The 15704-nt window shown below is 54.2% G+C and carries 15 protein-coding genes; 9 read left to right on the top strand and 6 right to left on the bottom strand.

Translation table 11 applies throughout. From position 1 onward, the window contains the following. Positions 1 to 2: 2 nt before the first annotated feature. The 3 genes from Q0721_RS03385 to Q0721_RS03375 all read left to right on the top strand — a co-directional run bounded on the left by Q0721_RS03385 (position 3) and on the right by Q0721_RS03375 (position 2532). Positions 3 to 389 carry a response regulator gene (locus Q0721_RS03385; RefSeq protein WP_299025306.1) on the top strand — a complete coding sequence of 129 codons (387 nt, stop codon included), beginning with the start codon at positions 3 to 5 and terminating at the stop codon, positions 387 to 389. Further along, entirely contained in the window at positions 386 to 1171 is a 786-nt protein-coding gene (locus Q0721_RS03380) for an alpha/beta hydrolase (RefSeq protein ID WP_299025302.1), read from the top strand. The genes Q0721_RS03385 and Q0721_RS03380 overlap by 4 nt, the downstream gene beginning before the upstream one ends. Before the next feature lie 68 nt (positions 1172 to 1239). Further along, a complete protein-coding gene (locus Q0721_RS03375) occupies positions 1240 to 2532 on the top strand; it encodes an MFS transporter (protein WP_299025299.1) in 1293 nt (430 codons plus the stop codon). A 3-nt stretch (positions 2533 to 2535) separates the two neighbouring features. Here Q0721_RS03375 and Q0721_RS03370 read toward each other — a convergent pair whose 3' ends face one another. Continuing rightward, on the bottom strand, positions 2536 to 3435 hold the full coding sequence (locus Q0721_RS03370) for a histone deacetylase (protein ID WP_299025296.1): 900 nt from the start codon (positions 3433 to 3435) through the stop codon (positions 2536 to 2538). Between the two features lie 85 nt (positions 3436 to 3520). Between Q0721_RS03370 and Q0721_RS03365 the strand changes: the two genes are divergently transcribed. Beyond that, positions 3521 to 3838: a hypothetical protein gene (locus Q0721_RS03365; protein WP_299025293.1), complete on the top strand. Its 318-nt coding sequence runs from the start codon at positions 3521 to 3523 to the stop codon at positions 3836 to 3838. Between the two features lie 50 nt (positions 3839 to 3888). Here the strand turns inward: Q0721_RS03365 and Q0721_RS03360 are convergent, their stop codons facing one another. The 3 genes from Q0721_RS03360 to Q0721_RS03350 all read right to left on the bottom strand — a co-directional run bounded on the left by Q0721_RS03360 (position 3889) and on the right by Q0721_RS03350 (position 6983). Continuing rightward, positions 3889 to 4290, bottom strand: a complete 402-nt coding sequence (locus Q0721_RS03360) for a bacteriohemerythrin (protein ID WP_299025289.1) — start codon at positions 4288 to 4290, stop codon at positions 3889 to 3891. Between the two features lie 84 nt (positions 4291 to 4374). Continuing rightward, positions 4375 to 5853: a glycerol-3-phosphate acyltransferase gene (locus Q0721_RS03355; protein WP_299025287.1), complete on the bottom strand. Its 1479-nt coding sequence runs from the start codon at positions 5851 to 5853 to the stop codon at positions 4375 to 4377. A gap of 464 nt (positions 5854 to 6317) precedes the next feature. Beyond that, positions 6318 to 6983 (bottom strand): hypothetical protein, encoded by a 666-nt coding sequence (locus Q0721_RS03350; RefSeq protein WP_299025285.1) that lies wholly within the window; start codon positions 6981 to 6983, stop codon positions 6318 to 6320. A gap of 165 nt (positions 6984 to 7148) precedes the next feature. On the opposite strand from Q0721_RS03350, the gene Q0721_RS03345 reads away from it, so the two are divergent. From Q0721_RS03345 to Q0721_RS03325, 5 genes are all read left to right on the top strand, one after another. Beyond that, positions 7149 to 7625, top strand: a complete 477-nt coding sequence (locus Q0721_RS03345; RefSeq protein ID WP_299025283.1) for a Fur family transcriptional regulator — start codon at positions 7149 to 7151, stop codon at positions 7623 to 7625. Then, positions 7600 to 10002 (top strand): heavy metal translocating P-type ATPase, encoded by a 2403-nt coding sequence (locus Q0721_RS03340; RefSeq protein ID WP_299025282.1) that lies wholly within the window; start codon positions 7600 to 7602, stop codon positions 10000 to 10002. Before Q0721_RS03345 ends, Q0721_RS03340 begins: the two co-directional genes overlap by 26 nt. 154 nt (positions 10003 to 10156) lie before the next feature. Then, positions 10157 to 11101 (top strand): MetQ/NlpA family ABC transporter substrate-binding protein, encoded by a 945-nt coding sequence (locus tag Q0721_RS03335; protein ID WP_299025281.1) that lies wholly within the window; start codon positions 10157 to 10159, stop codon positions 11099 to 11101. A gap of 5 nt (positions 11102 to 11106) precedes the next feature. Continuing rightward, positions 11107 to 11868 (top strand): ATP-binding cassette domain-containing protein, encoded by a 762-nt coding sequence (locus tag Q0721_RS03330; protein WP_299025279.1) that lies wholly within the window; start codon positions 11107 to 11109, stop codon positions 11866 to 11868. Then, positions 11865 to 12608: an ABC transporter permease gene (locus Q0721_RS03325; protein ID WP_299025276.1), complete on the top strand. Its 744-nt coding sequence runs from the start codon at positions 11865 to 11867 to the stop codon at positions 12606 to 12608. Before Q0721_RS03330 ends, Q0721_RS03325 begins: the two co-directional genes overlap by 4 nt. A gap of 17 nt (positions 12609 to 12625) precedes the next feature. Here Q0721_RS03325 and Q0721_RS03320 read toward each other — a convergent pair whose 3' ends face one another. Together Q0721_RS03320 and Q0721_RS03315 are read right to left on the bottom strand one after the other, a co-directional pair. Then, on the bottom strand, positions 12626 to 13543 hold the full coding sequence (locus Q0721_RS03320; protein ID WP_299025274.1) for a 1,4-dihydroxy-2-naphthoate polyprenyltransferase: 918 nt from the start codon (positions 13541 to 13543) through the stop codon (positions 12626 to 12628). Between the two features lie 57 nt (positions 13544 to 13600). Beyond that, positions 13601 to 15541 (bottom strand): glycosyltransferase, encoded by a 1941-nt coding sequence (locus tag Q0721_RS03315; RefSeq protein WP_299025272.1) that lies wholly within the window; start codon positions 15539 to 15541, stop codon positions 13601 to 13603. Positions 15542 to 15704: the final 163 nt, after the last annotated feature.

Here is a 15704-nt window from a genome sequence, read left to right as displayed (position 1 = left end):
CCATGGCTCATATTCTGGTCGCTGAAGATGAACGTGATATCCGTGAGTTGATTGCTTTTACCCTGCGTTTTGCCGGTTATGAAGTCACGACGGTGAGTAACGGCGAGGAGGCGGTTCAAGTGGCTGCACAGATTCGCCCCGCGCTGATTCTGATGGATGTGCGCATGCCGCGCATGGATGGTTATCAGGCTTGCCAGACTCTTAAAGCCAACCCTGACTTGAAGCATATTCCGGTCGTTTTTCTCTCGGCCAAGGGACAGGAATCCGAAATCCAGGCCGGTTTAGCGGCGGGAGCCACTGAGTATTTGCTCAAGCCGTTTGCGCCGGATGAACTTACTCGGCGTGTGCGTGAACTTTTAGAGAAGCACCACTCAGCGTCTGAACCATGAGCGCGATTTTACTGGAAGAAACTATCGTTCATTATGAAGTGCTGGGAAGGGGACGCCCGGTCATCTTTTTGCATGGCTGGGTGGGTTCGTGGCGCTACTGGATTCCTATGATGCAGGCCATTTCGCTAAATTATCGTGCTTATGCGCTAGATCTGTGGGGGTTTGGCGATACGGCCAAGAATCGACGCTATCGGCTGGATGATCAAGTGGCCCTATTGGCCGCTTTTATGGAGAAAATTGGCATTCTCAGAATAGCCCTTATTGGACACGGGCTCGGTGCTCTGGTCGGGTTGCGTTTTGCTACCCGCTACCCCGAAGCGGTAGATCGGTTAATGGCAGTGAGCCTGCCTCTGGGACGTGAGCAGGTGAGTAGTCGTCTGCGCACCACCAGCCCCGACGATTTGGCTCATGGGTTACTCAGTGGTTCACCGCTCACGGAACCAGTGCTGACGGATGCCATTAAAACCGATCCTCAGGCTGTACTAGCCTCGCTGGACGATCTGCGAGAGTTAAATCTGGTGACCTTGTGGCAAGCGTTTGATCTGCCCTGCTTGCTGGTCTATGGCCTGGATGATCCCTTAGTCGAACCAGCTTCTGCCGAGCAGGTGAGCCGCATGCCTGAAAACATGCACCTGATTTACTTTGAGGATGCGGGACACTTTCCGATGCTAGATGATAGCAGTAAGTTCAACCGCCTGATGAACGACTTTCTAGCCCTTCCCTCTGGGGAGAGTCCGCGCCAGTTGCAACTCAAGGAGGAGTGGAAGCGCCGGGTGCGCTGAGGGAGCAAAGACTCAATCGTCAATATGGGAACCACCATGTCCATCACGGCTTTGCAAAGGCCTATCATATGCGGTGGTTTTTGAATCGAACTTTCCGCGCTCTACATCACCGGAATTACCGGCTTTGGTTCGTGGGTCAGTCTGTTTCCCTGATCGGCACCTGGATGCAATCGGTGGCTCAGCAGGTGTTGGTCTATCGCTTAACCGGCTCGGCAACTGCGTTAGGAATGGTCAATTTTATGGCACTCATCCCTCTGGTGCCATTTTCTTTTTGGGGAGGGGCCGTTGCGGATCGCTGGCCAAAACGCCGCGTGGTATTGATGGCGCAGGTGGTGATGATGATCCAGGCGTTTGCGCTGGCCGGGTTGACCTGGAGCGGTCAGGTGCGGATTGGACATGTCTATGCGCTCGCTTTTATCCTTGGAGCTGCCAATGCGGTGGATATGCCCGCACGTCAGGCCATGACGGTTGAACTGGTGGAAGGTAAAGAGGACTTAACCAATGCCATTGGCCTAAATTCCGCTATGTTCAACCTGGCGCGGGCTGTGGGACCAGCGCTGGCCGGGGGAGTGGTGGCAACGGCTGGCGAGGCTGTAGCTTTCTTCATCAACGCGCTGACTTTTCTGGCCGTTATCGCTAGTCTGCTTGCCATGCGCAATTTGTCTCATCATCATGTGGACCCAACGGACGGCCAGGATGGGACGTATCTATGGCAGGGGCTACGTTTTGCCCTTGGGCAGGAGATCCCACGTCTTCTTATTGCCCTGGTGGCTCTAAGTGCTTTGCTTTCTATGCCCTATTCCACCTTAATGCCGGTATTTGCGCAGGATATCTTGTTAAATGATGCGCGTCCGGTGGTGGCAGCGTTGTGCGAAGGACCTCTGGAGGCATTTTCGTGTCGCGCTCCTGAGGCGCTTCCGCTGGGGCTGCTTCTAACTGCGGTTGGGGTGGGTGCGGTGTTGGCGGCGTTGACGGTATCGTCTTTCCCTTCCCGTACACGACACGGGGCATGGTTGACATTGGGTAGTTTGGGGTTCCCAGCAACACTGATCGCCTTTTCGTTTTCACGTTCGTTCTTACTCTCCCTAGGGTTGATGTTTCTGGTGGGGTGGTTCTTTGTGTTGCAAAATGCGCTGGCGAACACGCTATTACAATTACATACCCCGGATGCCTTTCGAGGACGCGTCATGGCCGTATATTCGATGACCGTTCAGGGCATGATGCGTATCGGCGGCTTGCAGGCCGGCTTGATGGCAGATTGGTTGGGAGCCCCGCTAGCCATTGGAGGGGGCGCTTTTGTGTCGTTGATTTTTAGTGGATTGGTGGCGTTTCGGCGTCCTACGCTGCGGTCCTTGGGATGAATCTTAGTTCCCTATGATTTCGCGTGCCAGTACATAGGTCTGCAGATGAGCGGCTACCGTGAGATCAATCGGTTTGGCGTAACCGCCGGCCATGACCAGAGTCACGGGGATGCCATAAGCGGCACAGGCCTCCAGTACCATGCGATCGCGTTGTTCCAGACCTGCGTGGCTCAGGTCCAAACGTCCCAGGCGGTCAGCTGCTAAGGGATCGGCACCGGCAAGGTAAAGCACCATCTGGGGATGGAAGGCCAGAACGGTGTCCAGCGCCTCTCGTAGGGCGGTCAGATAGGTTTCATCATCGCAGTGGTCGGGCAAGCCAATGTCGAGCGTGGAAGGGATTTTGCGGAATGGGTAGTTTTTCTCGCCATGTAGGCTGAGGGTGAAAATTTCAGGGCGGCCTGCCAGGATAGCAGCGGTGCCGTTGCCTTGGTGTACATCTAAATCCACTACGGCCACCCGTTGCACCCACCCGGCCTCAAGCAGCGCCAGCGCGGTTACCGCCACGTCGTTGAAAACACAGAAGCCCATTCCTTGGTCCGCCAAGGCATGATGTGTCCCGCCTGCCAGGTTGCCGCCGATGCCTTCTTGCAAGGCCACCTGGGCGGCTTGCCAGGTGCCGCCTACGCTCAAGAGGGAGCGCCAGGCCAGTTCTGGGCTCCACGGCAGTCCAATCTGACGTTCGATTTGAGGAGAGAGATACCCATCCAGAACGGCCTGGATATAGGTGCGCGTGTGCGCCAAGGCAAGCACTTCAAGAGGGATGGGATCCGCTGGGTGAAGTTCAAGGGATGTGAGCACCCCCTGCTGCAGCAGGGCTTCGCGCAGGAGGCGGTATTTCTCCGCCGGAAAGCGATGCCCTGCGGGTAGTGGAAAGGGACAGTGATCAGAGTAGAAAACGTGCATTGAGACTCTTGGCAAACCGTGGCAATAAGGATTATAGTTACTCCTTAGAAGTCTGTCTATCCTTAGAAACGGAGGTGCATAACCCATGGAGAAACGCTTTGGGGCTTTACGTGTTATCGGCATTATCTTCAAAGTGTTGGGCGTCATTGTGTTTTTCGGCGCATTAATTGCAACGGTGGCTATGTTTGTAGGGGGCGCCGCGCGCATGTTGGGGCCAGGGGATTGGCGCTTTATGATGCGTGGTCTGGGAGTGCTTAGCGGCTTGTGGGTACTCCTTTGGGGTGTGATTAGTGCCGTTTTCCTCTACGGGGCGGGGGAGGTTTTAGATCTCTTGATTGCGGTGGAGGAGAATACGCGCGCGACCCATCTGCTACTAGAGCGCGAGCGGGGGAATACGCTCTGATCTTTATCCGGCAAATTGAATCAAGCGAAACATAGAAAGGCGTGCGGTTCTTAGCGCACGCCTTTTTGATTGAGGAATTGGCCGTAACGTTTGTCGCTCTCGTAAATGTGATTGCGCAACCAGTCTTTGAGGAAGTTCATCACGGTGATGGAAAGAGCGATTTGTCCATTGCGGTATTTATCGCGCAGTTCGACGACTTGTCGGGTTAAGTCTTCGTGCTGCAAACGGTGGGTTTCGTAATCGGGGTAGGCATAGCGCGTCATGAGCGCTTCTTCCGAAGCAAAATGGGTGCGAGTATAGTCGATTAGTTCATCAAAAATTTCATTCAACACCACTCGCCCCTGGCCTGCGCTCATGGCATCATAAAGTGTCTGAGCAATGGTAAACAGGCGCTTGTGTTGTTCATCGTATTGTGCTACACCGATGCTATAAATAGGCTTCCACTCAAACATGGGAGATGACCTGCGGGGCAGAATTTTCACCCAGAGTATGCCACAAGAAGTGTGCTTGTACCATAAAATGAGCGTGAATCTGATTCATTCGTCGCTTTGCCACCAGGCGGCACCCACTACACCCGGCCCGGCATGAGCACCGATCACGGGGGTGAGTTCGGTCAGGTAATGTTCGCGTGGCCGGAGCAACTCCACCAAGCGTTGATAAAGCGCTTGACCTTCATCGGGAGCGTCAGCGTGGAAGCAGATGAGCGCGGTGATCTTTCCACTCAGATGCTTTTGTAACCATTCAATCATGCGCTCAATGGCTTTTCGGCGCGTGCGTTCAACGCCTTCCAGGCGGATATGACCCTGATAAAGTGAAAGAACGGGGTAGAGGCGCAAAGCGGACTCCACAAGCGAATTAACAACGCTAACGCGTCCGCTCTGAGCGACGAAGCTAAGTGTGTCTAGTACCCCTACAATTCCAATGCGGGGGATTAATGCTGGAAGTGCCTCAATGATTTGCTCGGCACTGGCGCCGCTCGCCGCCAAACGCGCCGCGGCCAGTGCCAGTAGCCCCTGCGCCGGCCCCGCTAGACGGGTATCTACCACACGGGCTTGTAGCCCTTCTTCGGCGGCCATTTGCGCAGCCAGGCTGGCACTGAAGAAGCATTGGGTCAGTTCTGCGGGCGGTGTCAGAATCAGCGCTACCTGATGGGGAGTAACAAATTGACGGATGGCCTGCAAGTATTCGCCCGGCGCAGGGGCCGAAGTTTTGGGCAAAAGCCCGTCGCTACGCAAGCGCCGGTAGTACTCGTGAGTATCAATATCCACGCCATCCCGCACTACGCCCTGGGGCAGGATCACAGCCATAGGGAGCAGGCGAATGCCTTCACGCTGGCACAATTCAGGGGGTAACGAGGCCACGCTATCTGTCATGACCACGGTGGTCACCTCAGGGATTGCAGTCACCCGGGGGTGAAGGAGATCATAAAGCAAACGCCGGGCATCCCGTGTCTTTTGCCAACGGGCCAAAACTTCAGGCAGGGAACATGCAGCGGTGGTGAAAGCCAGAATGAGAGGTGCAGTGACGATCCAGGCATCGTAGCCATCCCAGTAAATGAGCAGCATCAACACGGGGAAAGCCAGTAGGGTTGCCAAAATGCCGCTTCCCCGACTTCCCAGGTAAATCATGCCGTAGAGCGGGAGGGTCATCAGCATTTGACGCGGAACCAGAGCCAGCAAGGCGCCTAGCGTTGTGGCCAGCCCGCGCCCCCCGCGAAAGCGAAAGTAGATTGGAAAGCGATGTCCCAGCACTGCCGCCACACCCGCCATTACAACACAGGCTTCGGGTGCCGAAAACGCCCGCGCAGTCAGAATGGCAATCCCACCTTTGGCGATATCTACTATAGCCACCAGAGCTGCTGGCTTGAGACCGAGATGGCGCGCAACATTGGCGGTGCCAGCGTTGGCATCTCCTAAGGTGCGGATATCCTGTCCACTCCACCAGCGGCTGATAGGAATGGCGGCGGAAAGCGAGCCGATCAGATAGCCAACAAGGACTGTCCACACACAGATCATGGCCCCTCTCCCTTCGATGCAGGCAGGGTAGAACGAGACTTTAGCCGCAAGCCGATCTTATTACGGGGGTGAGGCTACACATCCCCTTCCGCATCTCTATTCTAATTATAACCGCTGAGGCATTATCGAATTGTTCATGGATTTGGCGTTCAATAGAACGCACCATCCAATTGCGGGTGGTTAGGCTACGGGCTATCAGGAGAGCAAACTCCGCCACCCGATTCATCAGCAGGTTCAAGCAGCGCAAAGGCGTTGGGGAAGAAATTGCCATTGTTTTCTATCTCATGCGCCATCTCCTCTTACAATTCAGTATGGGGGCTTTGAGAAAGAAGATACCTTATAGCGTGGGCAAAGTGTCGAGGATTATCGGAGAAACTCACGTTCAGTAGGGGGTCTTAAAAAAGATACCCCCTATTCGCAATAGGGGGTGAATCGAAAGGGTTTGGGGGTAAAGGACAGCCTGATTAGGGTGCGTAGACTACAAAATTATCGAAAAGGATCTCAACACCGGCTTCGTCATAAGTGCCCGCCGTCAGGCCGACATCACCCTCTTGAAAGGTATCATCCTTGACCGTGCGCAACAGGGTGCCGTTGACATAGAGACTCAAGGCATTGCCCACGCAATCCGCCTGTATGTGATTCGTAGTAGTTCCTTGTCGAATGGCAGTGTGGGGCTCCAGGTTCTTGGCGCCGAGCACCTGCGCTTCACCATTTACCTTTTTGCCGATGCCAAAGTAACCATCACTGCTGATGAGGAAGAAGTAGAAATTCTGCGTGTCTACATACCGGCAGAGGAGGCCAAAATCATTATCATCGGGTCCAGCAACTTTGGTGGCATCCACCTCAATCCGTACATCTGTGAAGTTTTGTCCCGGATTTGCCCATACCTCCAAGTTGGGGGTATCCACACGAATGCGATAGGCCCCATCGCCGGTGTAGTCAGTAACCCCGTCGTCATCTTGGCGGCGATCCCATCCACTATTGGGATCGGAGAAGTCATCCTGAAAAAGGATCTTTGCTTGTGGGGTGGGCGTTGGCGCGGCCTGGCTGGGTAGGCCACAGGCCAGAGCGGGTAATAAAAGGATGACAAGGAGCAAAGAGAGAACCCATGAAGAGTTATGTTTGATCATCTGAAACCTCCTTTGACGTTCTAAATTTAACTCATTTTAGCATGATCGTGTACTTGGCGGCGCAAAGGGAGGTTAAGGGGTTGACAAGCAACTAACTTTGTTTATAATGAATACAAGTTTATAATCAATCTAATATTAGAATGATTACAGGAGACATAGAATAAAATGGTAGAAACAGCCATCCTTCTTGATTCCTTGCGTAAGGCAGGCTTGCGAATTACACCACAACGACAGGCTATTTGTGAGTTGTTAGCGACCAGCCATGAGCACCCTACGGCTACGATGATTTATGAAACTCTTAAGTCACGGTTTCCTTCTCTGAGCCTGGCCACAGTGTACAACACCCTGGAAGTGCTGGTGCGGTTGGGCGCGGTGAACGTGCTGGGGAATGCGGGGGATGGAATGGCCCATTACGATGCCGATACGGAACCTCACATCAATTTGGCCTGTGTTTCCTGTCATAAAATCGTAGATTTTCCCAGCCAGTATGTGCAGTTCCTAGATGAGGAAATCAGCGCTGCTTCGGGGTACCGCGTCCTGGGGGCGCGTGTGCTGTATTACGGTCTCTGTCCTGAATGTCAACAGAAGACACCCATGGCACGGAGGAGATCTGACCATGACGACCGTGGAAACAACGCCTGAACGATCCTTCTCTTCTCTTCCGGCTTCAGGCTCACGTTGCACCGATGTCTTTGCTGACGTCCTCAGGGGATACGCCGGGGTTAAAGCCGTTCAATACGATTACGCTGAGGGGCAATTGCGTCTGGTATATGATCCCGAAATTATCTCACCTGCGCATGCTCTCTTGCTTGTAAACGAAGCTGGCAAGATGGCCGCTGGCCGAACTATGGAGTGTGCTGCCCGCCGTGAAATGGGGGGCGTTGCCTGTGCAATTTGTGCTCTGCAACTAGGGCAGGCATTAGCCCTAGATCCCTCGCGGGTGACCTTTCAGGGAGACGTGCTCCAAATAAGAGGGATGCAAACCACCCAGCCCGTGGCTGAAGTAGAAGAGATTCCAGCGCATCCGACAAGTGCAGCGTCACCCGCCCTCCCTCGGTTTGATGAGCAAAAGATACAGATTCTTTTCACGGTTCTCACAGCCCTCTTCACGCTAACGGCGTTGCTGTTGGAACGTTGGGGGGCGCCGCCGATGATAGGTGCAGGATTGTTTGCGTTGGCCTATCTTACCGGCGGCTGGTTTGGGTTGCTTGCTAGCCTAGAAGCCTTGCGTGAGAAAATCCTCAATGTGGATCTACTAATGATCTTGGCAGCACTGGGGGCGGCGATTATTGGTTCACCGGCTGAAGGGGCAGTGCTACTCTTCTTGTTCTCGCTTTCCAACACGCTGCAAGCCTATGCTATGGATCGGAGTCGCAAGGCCATTGAAAAATTGCTTGATCTGCGCCCCAAGGTAGCCACGGTGCGGCGCGGGTCGCGTCTGGTGACGGTGCCTGTGGAAAGGTTAATTCCGGGGGATATCGTTATCGTGCGACCGGGGGAGCGTTTTCCAATTGATGGTGAAGTGATCAGTGGAACGTCCGAGGTTAATCAGGCCACGATCACCGGAGAATCCATGCCGGTGAGTAAACAAGTAGGCGATGCGGTCTTTGCGGGCACTGTCAATGGGAACGGCAGTCTGGAGGTGCGGGTGACGCGCCTGGCCAAAGACACGACCCTGGCGCGGATCGTTCAAATGGTAGAGGAGGCCCAGGCCAACAAGGCGAAAACCCAGCGTATGCTGGATACTTTTGAACGGTACTATGCCTTTTTTGTCCTGGGAATGGCAGTTTTGCTTATCATTGTTCCCTATTTTGTGTTGGGGCAGCCCTTTTACCCCACCTTTTACCGTGCGATGACATGGTTGGTGGTGGCCTCTCCGTGCGCGTTGGTCATTTCGACCCCTGCCAGCATTCTTTCGGCCATTGCCAATGGGGCGCGCAATGGGGTGCTCTTCAAAGGCGGGGTGCATCTTGAGAAAGCTGCCGCTCTCAAGGTGGTAGCCTTTGATAAAACCGGTACGTTGACCTTGGGAGTGCCTCAATTAACTGGCGTTTATCCACTGGCCGACCTGGATGAAGCCACTCTCTTGCAGCAGGTGGCTGCCGTAGAAGCGCGTTCTGAGCATCCGATTGGGGCAGCCATCGTGCGCGCTGCTCAGGAGCGTGGCTTATCTCTTCCCAGTGCGCTGGAGTTTCGAGCCTATCCGGGGCGCGGAATTGAGGCGCAAGTGAGTGGGCGCCGCTGGCGGATTGGAAACACGCGCTTATTCGCTGAGCACAATCTTCCCCTCCCCGATTCATTGCAGACACAGATTCGGCAACTGGAAGATGAAGGCCAAACCGTAATATTGGCGTATGTGGAGGCACTAGACGGTCCCAAGGCAAGACGGGGGTATTTTGCAGGTCTGCTAACCGTTGCGGATGCCCTGCGACCTGAAGCTACCCACATCGTTCAGGCACTTAAGCGGGTGGGAATTGAACGCGTGGTCATGCTGACGGGAGATAACGAGCGTGTAGCGGCGCGCATTGCTGCCTACACAGGCGTGGATGCGTATTATGCTAACCTGCTGCCCCAGGATAAGGTACGTGTTTTGCGCGAACTCCGCGAGACCTACGGCTTGGTGGCCATGGTAGGTGACGGAGTCAATGACGCGCCCTCTCTGGCTGTGGCAGACCTGGGGATTGCAATGGGAGGTGCGGGTACCGACGTGGCCATTGAGACAGCCGATGTGATTCTGATGTCGGATGATCTGCAGAAAATTCCCTTCGCCATGGGTCTGGCACGGCAGGCGCGTCGTGTGGTGTGGCAGAATCTGGCCTTTGCCCTGGCGATGATTGTCGTGCTGGTCAGCACGACCTTTGGGGCTACTTTGCCCTTGCCGTTGGGCGTGCTGGGGCATGAGGGGAGCACCGTTATTGTAGTGCTGAATGGACTGCGCCTGTTGGGGTATCGTGGGTTGTCCAAGGCTCCATTTCCGCCAAAGGTGCCCTCGCACCTGCTTCGGCAGTTTTCTTCTTGACGTTCTTCTGTTTCTTATCCGAGGAACCCGCCACCCGCCCAGCGTTTGATGGCAAGTGGCGGGTTCTCATGGGGGGTTATAATTTCGTCGTTCTTCTTCATTTGCCTGAGTTATACTTATGCCCGGTCAATTTTACTTTTTGGAGATGCGGCCAATGAGAAAACTATTTGCTTTCTGGTTGCTGGTGTTGATGCTGGTCACTGCATGTGCCCCGGCAATCCCAAGTGAAAAAGTAACTGTTCGGGTGGCACTTCTTCCCATCTTGGATGGGTTGCCCATTGTAGTGGCGCAGCAGGAGGGTCTGTTTGAGAAGCACGGTGTCCAGGTGGAATTGATCCCGGTGGGCTCGGCTCCGGAGCGTGATCAATTGATTGCAGCCGGTCAGGCAGATGCCATGATCAACGAATTAACCTCTGTCATGTTTCTCAATAAAGCAACCCCCCAGGTACAGGCAGTGCGCTTTGCAAGGACGGCGACGGCAGATCAAGCGCTTTTTCGTATTTTGGCTGCCAAAGGCGCAGGAATTCAGCAGGTGAGTGACCTGAAAGGGGTTGCCATAGGGGTTTCTCAAGCCACAGTGATTGAATACCTGACTCAACGTCTATTGGAACGGCAGGGCTTCCAGGCAGAGGAGATTCAAATGATCTCGGTGCCCAAGATACCTGATCGCATGGCCCTGCTGGCGAGTGGTGAACTTAGAGCCGCTATGCTTCCAGAACCATTTTCTACACTAGCAGCGCAACAAGGGGCTATCCCGATATTGGATGACACAGTAGCGCCAGAATATTCCTTCAGCTTGATCTCCTTCCGCAAAGCCGTGATTGATCAGCATCCTCGGGCGGTTAAGGGCTTCCTGGCGGCGATCGAAGAGGCTACCCAGCGCATTAATGCCGATCCTCAAAAATACAGTAGCCTGATGGTAGATCAGAAAATGGTCCCTGCGCCCCTGGCTGAGAATTTTCGCGTGCCCACCTACCCGCTAAAAGGTGTTCCAACCGAAGCACAGTTTGCCGATGCGCTGGCATGGGCGAAGGCTCAGGGATATTTGAATGTGGATCTGGCGTATGACGATTGTGTTAACCCCACTTTGTTGCCTTAAGGGCGATGATCAAGGTTGAGGACGTTACTTTTGCTTACACGCCCGGCAAGCCCATCTTTGAGCATTTTACCTGGGCTGCCGGGCATAATGAAGCCTGGGTGATTCTGGGGCCTTCAGGTTGTGGCAAGAGCACCTTGCTCTCCCTGTTGGCGGGATTGCTACGCCCCCAGCGAGGGCTGATTCGGATTGATGGCCAACCCCTGACGCGCCCCCGCCCCCAGACCGGTTTGATTATTCAAGATTATGGGCTGCTACCCTGGGCCACAGTGCGCGAGAATGTGCGTTTGGGACTGCGCATTCGCAACTTCTATGGGGCGGATGGCGTTCACGCACCACGCGACTATCACCCAACTTTGGATGTGGAGCCCTGGCTGGAGCGCTTGGGCCTGCTACCGGTTGCCGAGTGCTATCCGGGACAAATCTCGGGCGGTCAGCGCCAGCGCACGGCAATTGCCCGCACCCTGGTTTTGAATCCAGATCTCTTACTAATGGATGAGCCGTTTGCTTCACTGGATGCGCCTACACGGGAAAGCCTGCAACGCCTGGTGCTAGATCTGTGGATGGAACGTGGGTTGACGCTGGTCATCGTCACCCACGTCATTGAAGAGGCGGTTCTACTAGGGCAAAAGATCCTCTTGCTGGGGCATCCACCTAATCGAACCGCGCAGGTGGTGGAAAATCCCGATTTTTTGTGTCCCGAGTATCGCGATTCACCGGCCTACCGTGATTTGTGTCGTGATCTGCGTGCGCGTCTGGAGGCATTATGAATCGCCGTAACTTGCTTCTGGCCGGGCTGGGTCTTTTGGCGTTCTGGCAAGGGGTGGCGTTAATGGTGCAGCAACCTATTTTGCCGCCCCCATTGGAGGTGGGAGCAGTCCTGTGGCAAGAGATCCGCAGTGGGGCGTTAGGCGTGCATTTTTTAGCCAGTCTGTGGCGGGTGGTGGCGAGTACATTGCTGGCTATTTTCACTGCTGCGCCGATTGGCTTGATTTTGGGACAGTCGAAACGGTTGAACGCTTTCTTTGCTCCAGTGATCTATCTGCTTTATCCTATTCCGAAGGTGGTTTTTGTTCCAGTCGTGTTGCTTTTCCTCGGTATTGGTGACCTTTCAAAAATAGTCGTTATTTATTTGATTCTGTTCTTTCAGATTTTGGTATTGGTGCGCGATCAGGCCGCAGGGTTGCGTCCCGAACTTATCTTGAGCGTGCGCAGCCTGGGGGCAGGGCGATTGGCACTGTTTCGGTTTGTCTATTTGCCGGCCAGTTTACCCGCTGTTCTGACTGCTCTGCGTCAGTCCATCGGGACGGCGGTTGCAGTGCTCTATGTGACCGAGCTCTTCGCTACCCAGAAGGGTTTGGGATATTATATCTACCTCAATGGCAGTGCCCTTCTGAATTATCCGGCTATGTACGCGGGGGTTGTTGCCATGAGTGGGCTCGGATTGGGACTGTATTTTTTAGTGGATGGGCTGGAGAAACGTTGGTGCCGTTGGCAGACGGTTGTTTAGTCGTATGCCATTAAGGGCTAGTGAAGGAGTATTTTTTCGAACACAACCCCAAGCGAAAACAGCAGGCTAAATACTAGCACTAATCGCGCACTCTCGGCCAAGGAGCGGTTGAGTGCACGCCCTTGGTTTAACCAGACCCCCTGGGTAACCCGGATGGCCAGCGGCAATGACGCCAGGGCGAGCATGCCGCCGAGGGGGAGGATGCCAACCACGCTTGCCAAGATGCTAACCAAATAGGTGGTTATCAGGAGGGCTAGATACTCGCATCGCGTCCAGGTTTCTCCATAGCGGACGGCCAGGGTGTGCTTACCAGTGGCGCGATCCGTAGGAATATCGCGCAGGTTATTGACGACCAGGATGTTGACGATCAAGAGCCCAATGGGGATGGATAGGGCCACCGCACCAGCGCTGACCTGCCGTGCCTGAATGTAATAGGTACCCACTACAGCGGCCAGGCCGAAAAAGAGGAAAACGGCTACTTCCCCCCACCCGCTGTAACCATAAGGGCGTGGCCCACCGGTGTAGGCCAGTGCCGCTAAGATGGAGGCCAACCCGATCAATGCCACCGGCCACCCGGCCAGTGCAATCAGGTATACCCCTATCAGACTCGCCAATCCAAACACCACCAGGGTCCCAGCTAGGACGTGGTGTGGTTTCAGCAAACCTGCTTGGGTGACGCGCAACGGTCCCAAACGCCCAACGGTATCTACCCCCTTTTGATAATCAAAGTAATCGTTGGCTAAATTAGCACCAATTTGTAGGAGCAAGGCTCCCGTGAGTGCGGCCAGTGCGGCTCCCCAGTGAAAATGCCCCTCGGCCCAAGCCAGTGCGGTGGCAGCAATGACTGGAGAAGCCGCAGCAGGAAGTGTTTTTGGGCGAGCGGCTAGGATCCAGGCACGCCAGGGGGAAATTTGAGGGGCAATCTGGTTCTCCATAAGTGCCAGGCTGAATTATAACTTGAATGGATTGCCCTTGCATTGCCCCATCATACTTCAACTGGCTTCTTGTGACAACGTGGACAGACTTTGGGGCTGAGTGGCCGGAGTGACAGCGAATTTAACGCCGTTGAGCCCTTCCCTCAAGATTTCGCCTGGACGATAGACAAACAGGTATTCCAAAAGGTAGTCCCGTTCTGACGACTCTAGGCTGTCAAAAGCAGCGCCGCCTTCTAGCCAACCTTGCTCATCGGCCCGACGGAGCATCACCGATTTTAGCACGACGTGGATGCGCGGATGATACGGAGTGCTGAAGGTTAGGTGTGCACCTGATAGCACAAGGCCAGGGGCAAAAGGTGCCTGGATCCGGAATCCCACCCCGCTCAGGGACAGGTTGAAAATAGTAGCCGGATATTTGTGCCCCTCATGCTCTAAATAGCCCTGAAGGCGTACTGGGAACCGATAATGGCGACGTTCGTGGCGACGGCGGAGTACTTCCCGCACGCCCAAGTAGACCACACCGGCATTATATAGCCCCCAGAACAGCACAATCCAGAAGGCCTCACGGCTCAATTCAGTGACTCCTGAAACCAGCAGGCGGAAACTACCAAATAGCAAGGCCCCAATCATCGCACCCAGTAGTGCAAAGTGCAAGCGCAAGGCGCTGCGTTCTTTCTCGTATACAGAACGGTCTACCGATTTGGGAGTCACCTGGAACTTGAGGGGTTTGTTAACCAACAATACTAGCAGGGACTGCATGAAGACAACCATGCGCAAAAAGGCATAGACTTCACTCTTAAAGTAACGGAAGTAGCCCCGCCCCCCGAACTGATTGGCGGCGATGTTCAGAATGAAATACGGTGTCCAGAAAAGCAGGAAACGTGGCAACTCAACCCGCATGGGGAGCACATTGAAAAGCAGGATCACAACCGGCATCATCAGAAAGATAAACTTCTGCACCGATTCAATATACGCTAGAAAACTGGCTAGGTAGGAAAGCCGTTGTTTTAGCGTCAGCCCCGGAATCCACAAGGGACTCTCTTGGCTGCGGTAGAGTTGCATTGTGCCTTGCGCCCAGCGCAGGCGTTGGAGCAAGTAAGCGGTAATTGTCTGCGGAGCGATGCCAAAGGCTAAGGATTCGTTGACAAATAGAGACTTCCAGCCACGGCTGTGTAGGCGTACCGAGGTATGAATATCTTCGGTGATCGTTTCGGTGGCCACGCCTCCTACATCTTCCAGTGCCCTGCGGCGGATGACCGAGGGGCTGCCACACCAAAAGGCGCTGTTAGTGTAGTTCTTGCCTGGTTGAATAACATGGAAGAAAAGGGATTGCTCGTGCCAGGTGGGTTTACTTTGATCGTGTTGTATGGAGTCGAGGTTATAAAATTCCTGGGGTAACTGGACAAAAGCCAGCCGTTCATCTTCGAAGTATCCCAGAGTGCGGTCTAAGAAGTCCGGCTGAGGTACCATATCGGCGTCCAGCACAACGATAAATTCTCCATCAGTGTGTTTAAGTGCGTGGTTGAGGTTTCCCGCTTTGGCGTGACGATTATCCGGGCGGGTGAGATAGCCGACCCCAAAACGTTCAGCCAGTTGGCGCACTTCTTCGCGCCGTCCATCGTCCAGCAGATAAGTGCGATGGGGGTAGGTCATTAGGCGGCAGCCGGTGAGTGTGGCTTCTAATATTTCTACGTCTTCATTGTAAGTGGGAACAAAGACATCTACTTTCAGCCCTGGGCGTGGGGGGCGATAGGGAATAGGGGGATCGATCCGGCGGGTCATCCATGAGAAAAGGAGGTAATTGAGCACACTAAAGGCTTCGGCTCCCCATAACAGCCAGGAGAGGATGGGGGCTTGTGGGTTAATCGTCTCAACGACGCGCCATATTAGGTAGAACACCATGTAGGCGCTGACCAACAAAGGAATCCACACATGCCAGTCGATACGCTGAAAGAGGCGTCTTAGGTGCGTAAACCATACACTTGAAAAGCGCAACATGATTGTTACTTGCCTCCTACTCATTTCACTATAAATGCGAGATGTCAGAATCTTAATAAAAAGAGAGTTAGATAACCGTAAATGGCATGTAAAATTTCTGTCAGAAAATTCTTGGCATGAAGATAATGGTGAGGCGGAAAGGTTATCGGCATTTCACTTTGGG

Source organism: uncultured Thermanaerothrix sp. (genome assembly GCF_938028735.1).
Classification (GTDB): Bacteria; Chloroflexota; Anaerolineae; order Anaerolineales; family Anaerolineaceae; genus Thermanaerothrix.
The sequence above is the reverse complement of the archived record's forward strand: the minus strand, read 5'-3'. Positions and strand labels throughout refer to the sequence as shown.

Coding starts and splice junctions, on each gene's coding strand:
- Q0721_RS03330 (WP_299025279.1), top strand. CDS start 11,107: ATGATCAAGGTTGAGGACGTTACTTTTGCTTACACGCCCGGCAAGCCC.
- Q0721_RS03325 (WP_299025276.1), top strand. CDS start 11,865: ATGAATCGCCGTAACTTGCTTCTGGCCGGGCTGGGTCTTTTGGCGTTC.
- Q0721_RS03370 (WP_299025296.1), bottom strand. CDS start 3,435: ATGCACGTTTTCTACTCTGATCACTGTCCCTTTCCACTACCCGCAGGG.
- Q0721_RS03345 (WP_299025283.1), top strand. CDS start 7,149: ATGGTAGAAACAGCCATCCTTCTTGATTCCTTGCGTAAGGCAGGCTTG.
- Q0721_RS03335 (WP_299025281.1), top strand. CDS start 10,157: ATGAGAAAACTATTTGCTTTCTGGTTGCTGGTGTTGATGCTGGTCACT.
- Q0721_RS03380 (WP_299025302.1), top strand. CDS start 386: ATGAGCGCGATTTTACTGGAAGAAACTATCGTTCATTATGAAGTGCTG.
- Q0721_RS03350 (WP_299025285.1), bottom strand. CDS start 6,983: ATGATCAAACATAACTCTTCATGGGTTCTCTCTTTGCTCCTTGTCATC.
- Q0721_RS03340 (WP_299025282.1), top strand. CDS start 7,600: ATGACGACCGTGGAAACAACGCCTGAACGATCCTTCTCTTCTCTTCCG.
- Q0721_RS03365 (WP_299025293.1), top strand. CDS start 3,521: ATGGAGAAACGCTTTGGGGCTTTACGTGTTATCGGCATTATCTTCAAA.
- Q0721_RS03385 (WP_299025306.1), top strand. CDS start 3: ATGGCTCATATTCTGGTCGCTGAAGATGAACGTGATATCCGTGAGTTG.
- Q0721_RS03375 (WP_299025299.1), top strand. CDS start 1,240: ATGCGGTGGTTTTTGAATCGAACTTTCCGCGCTCTACATCACCGGAAT.
- Q0721_RS03320 (WP_299025274.1), bottom strand. CDS start 13,543: ATGGAGAACCAGATTGCCCCTCAAATTTCCCCCTGGCGTGCCTGGATC.
- Q0721_RS03360 (WP_299025289.1), bottom strand. CDS start 4,290: ATGTTTGAGTGGAAGCCTATTTATAGCATCGGTGTAGCACAATACGAT.
- Q0721_RS03315 (WP_299025272.1), bottom strand. CDS start 15,541: ATGTTGCGCTTTTCAAGTGTATGGTTTACGCACCTAAGACGCCTCTTT.
- Q0721_RS03355 (WP_299025287.1), bottom strand. CDS start 5,853: ATGATCTGTGTGTGGACAGTCCTTGTTGGCTATCTGATCGGCTCGCTT.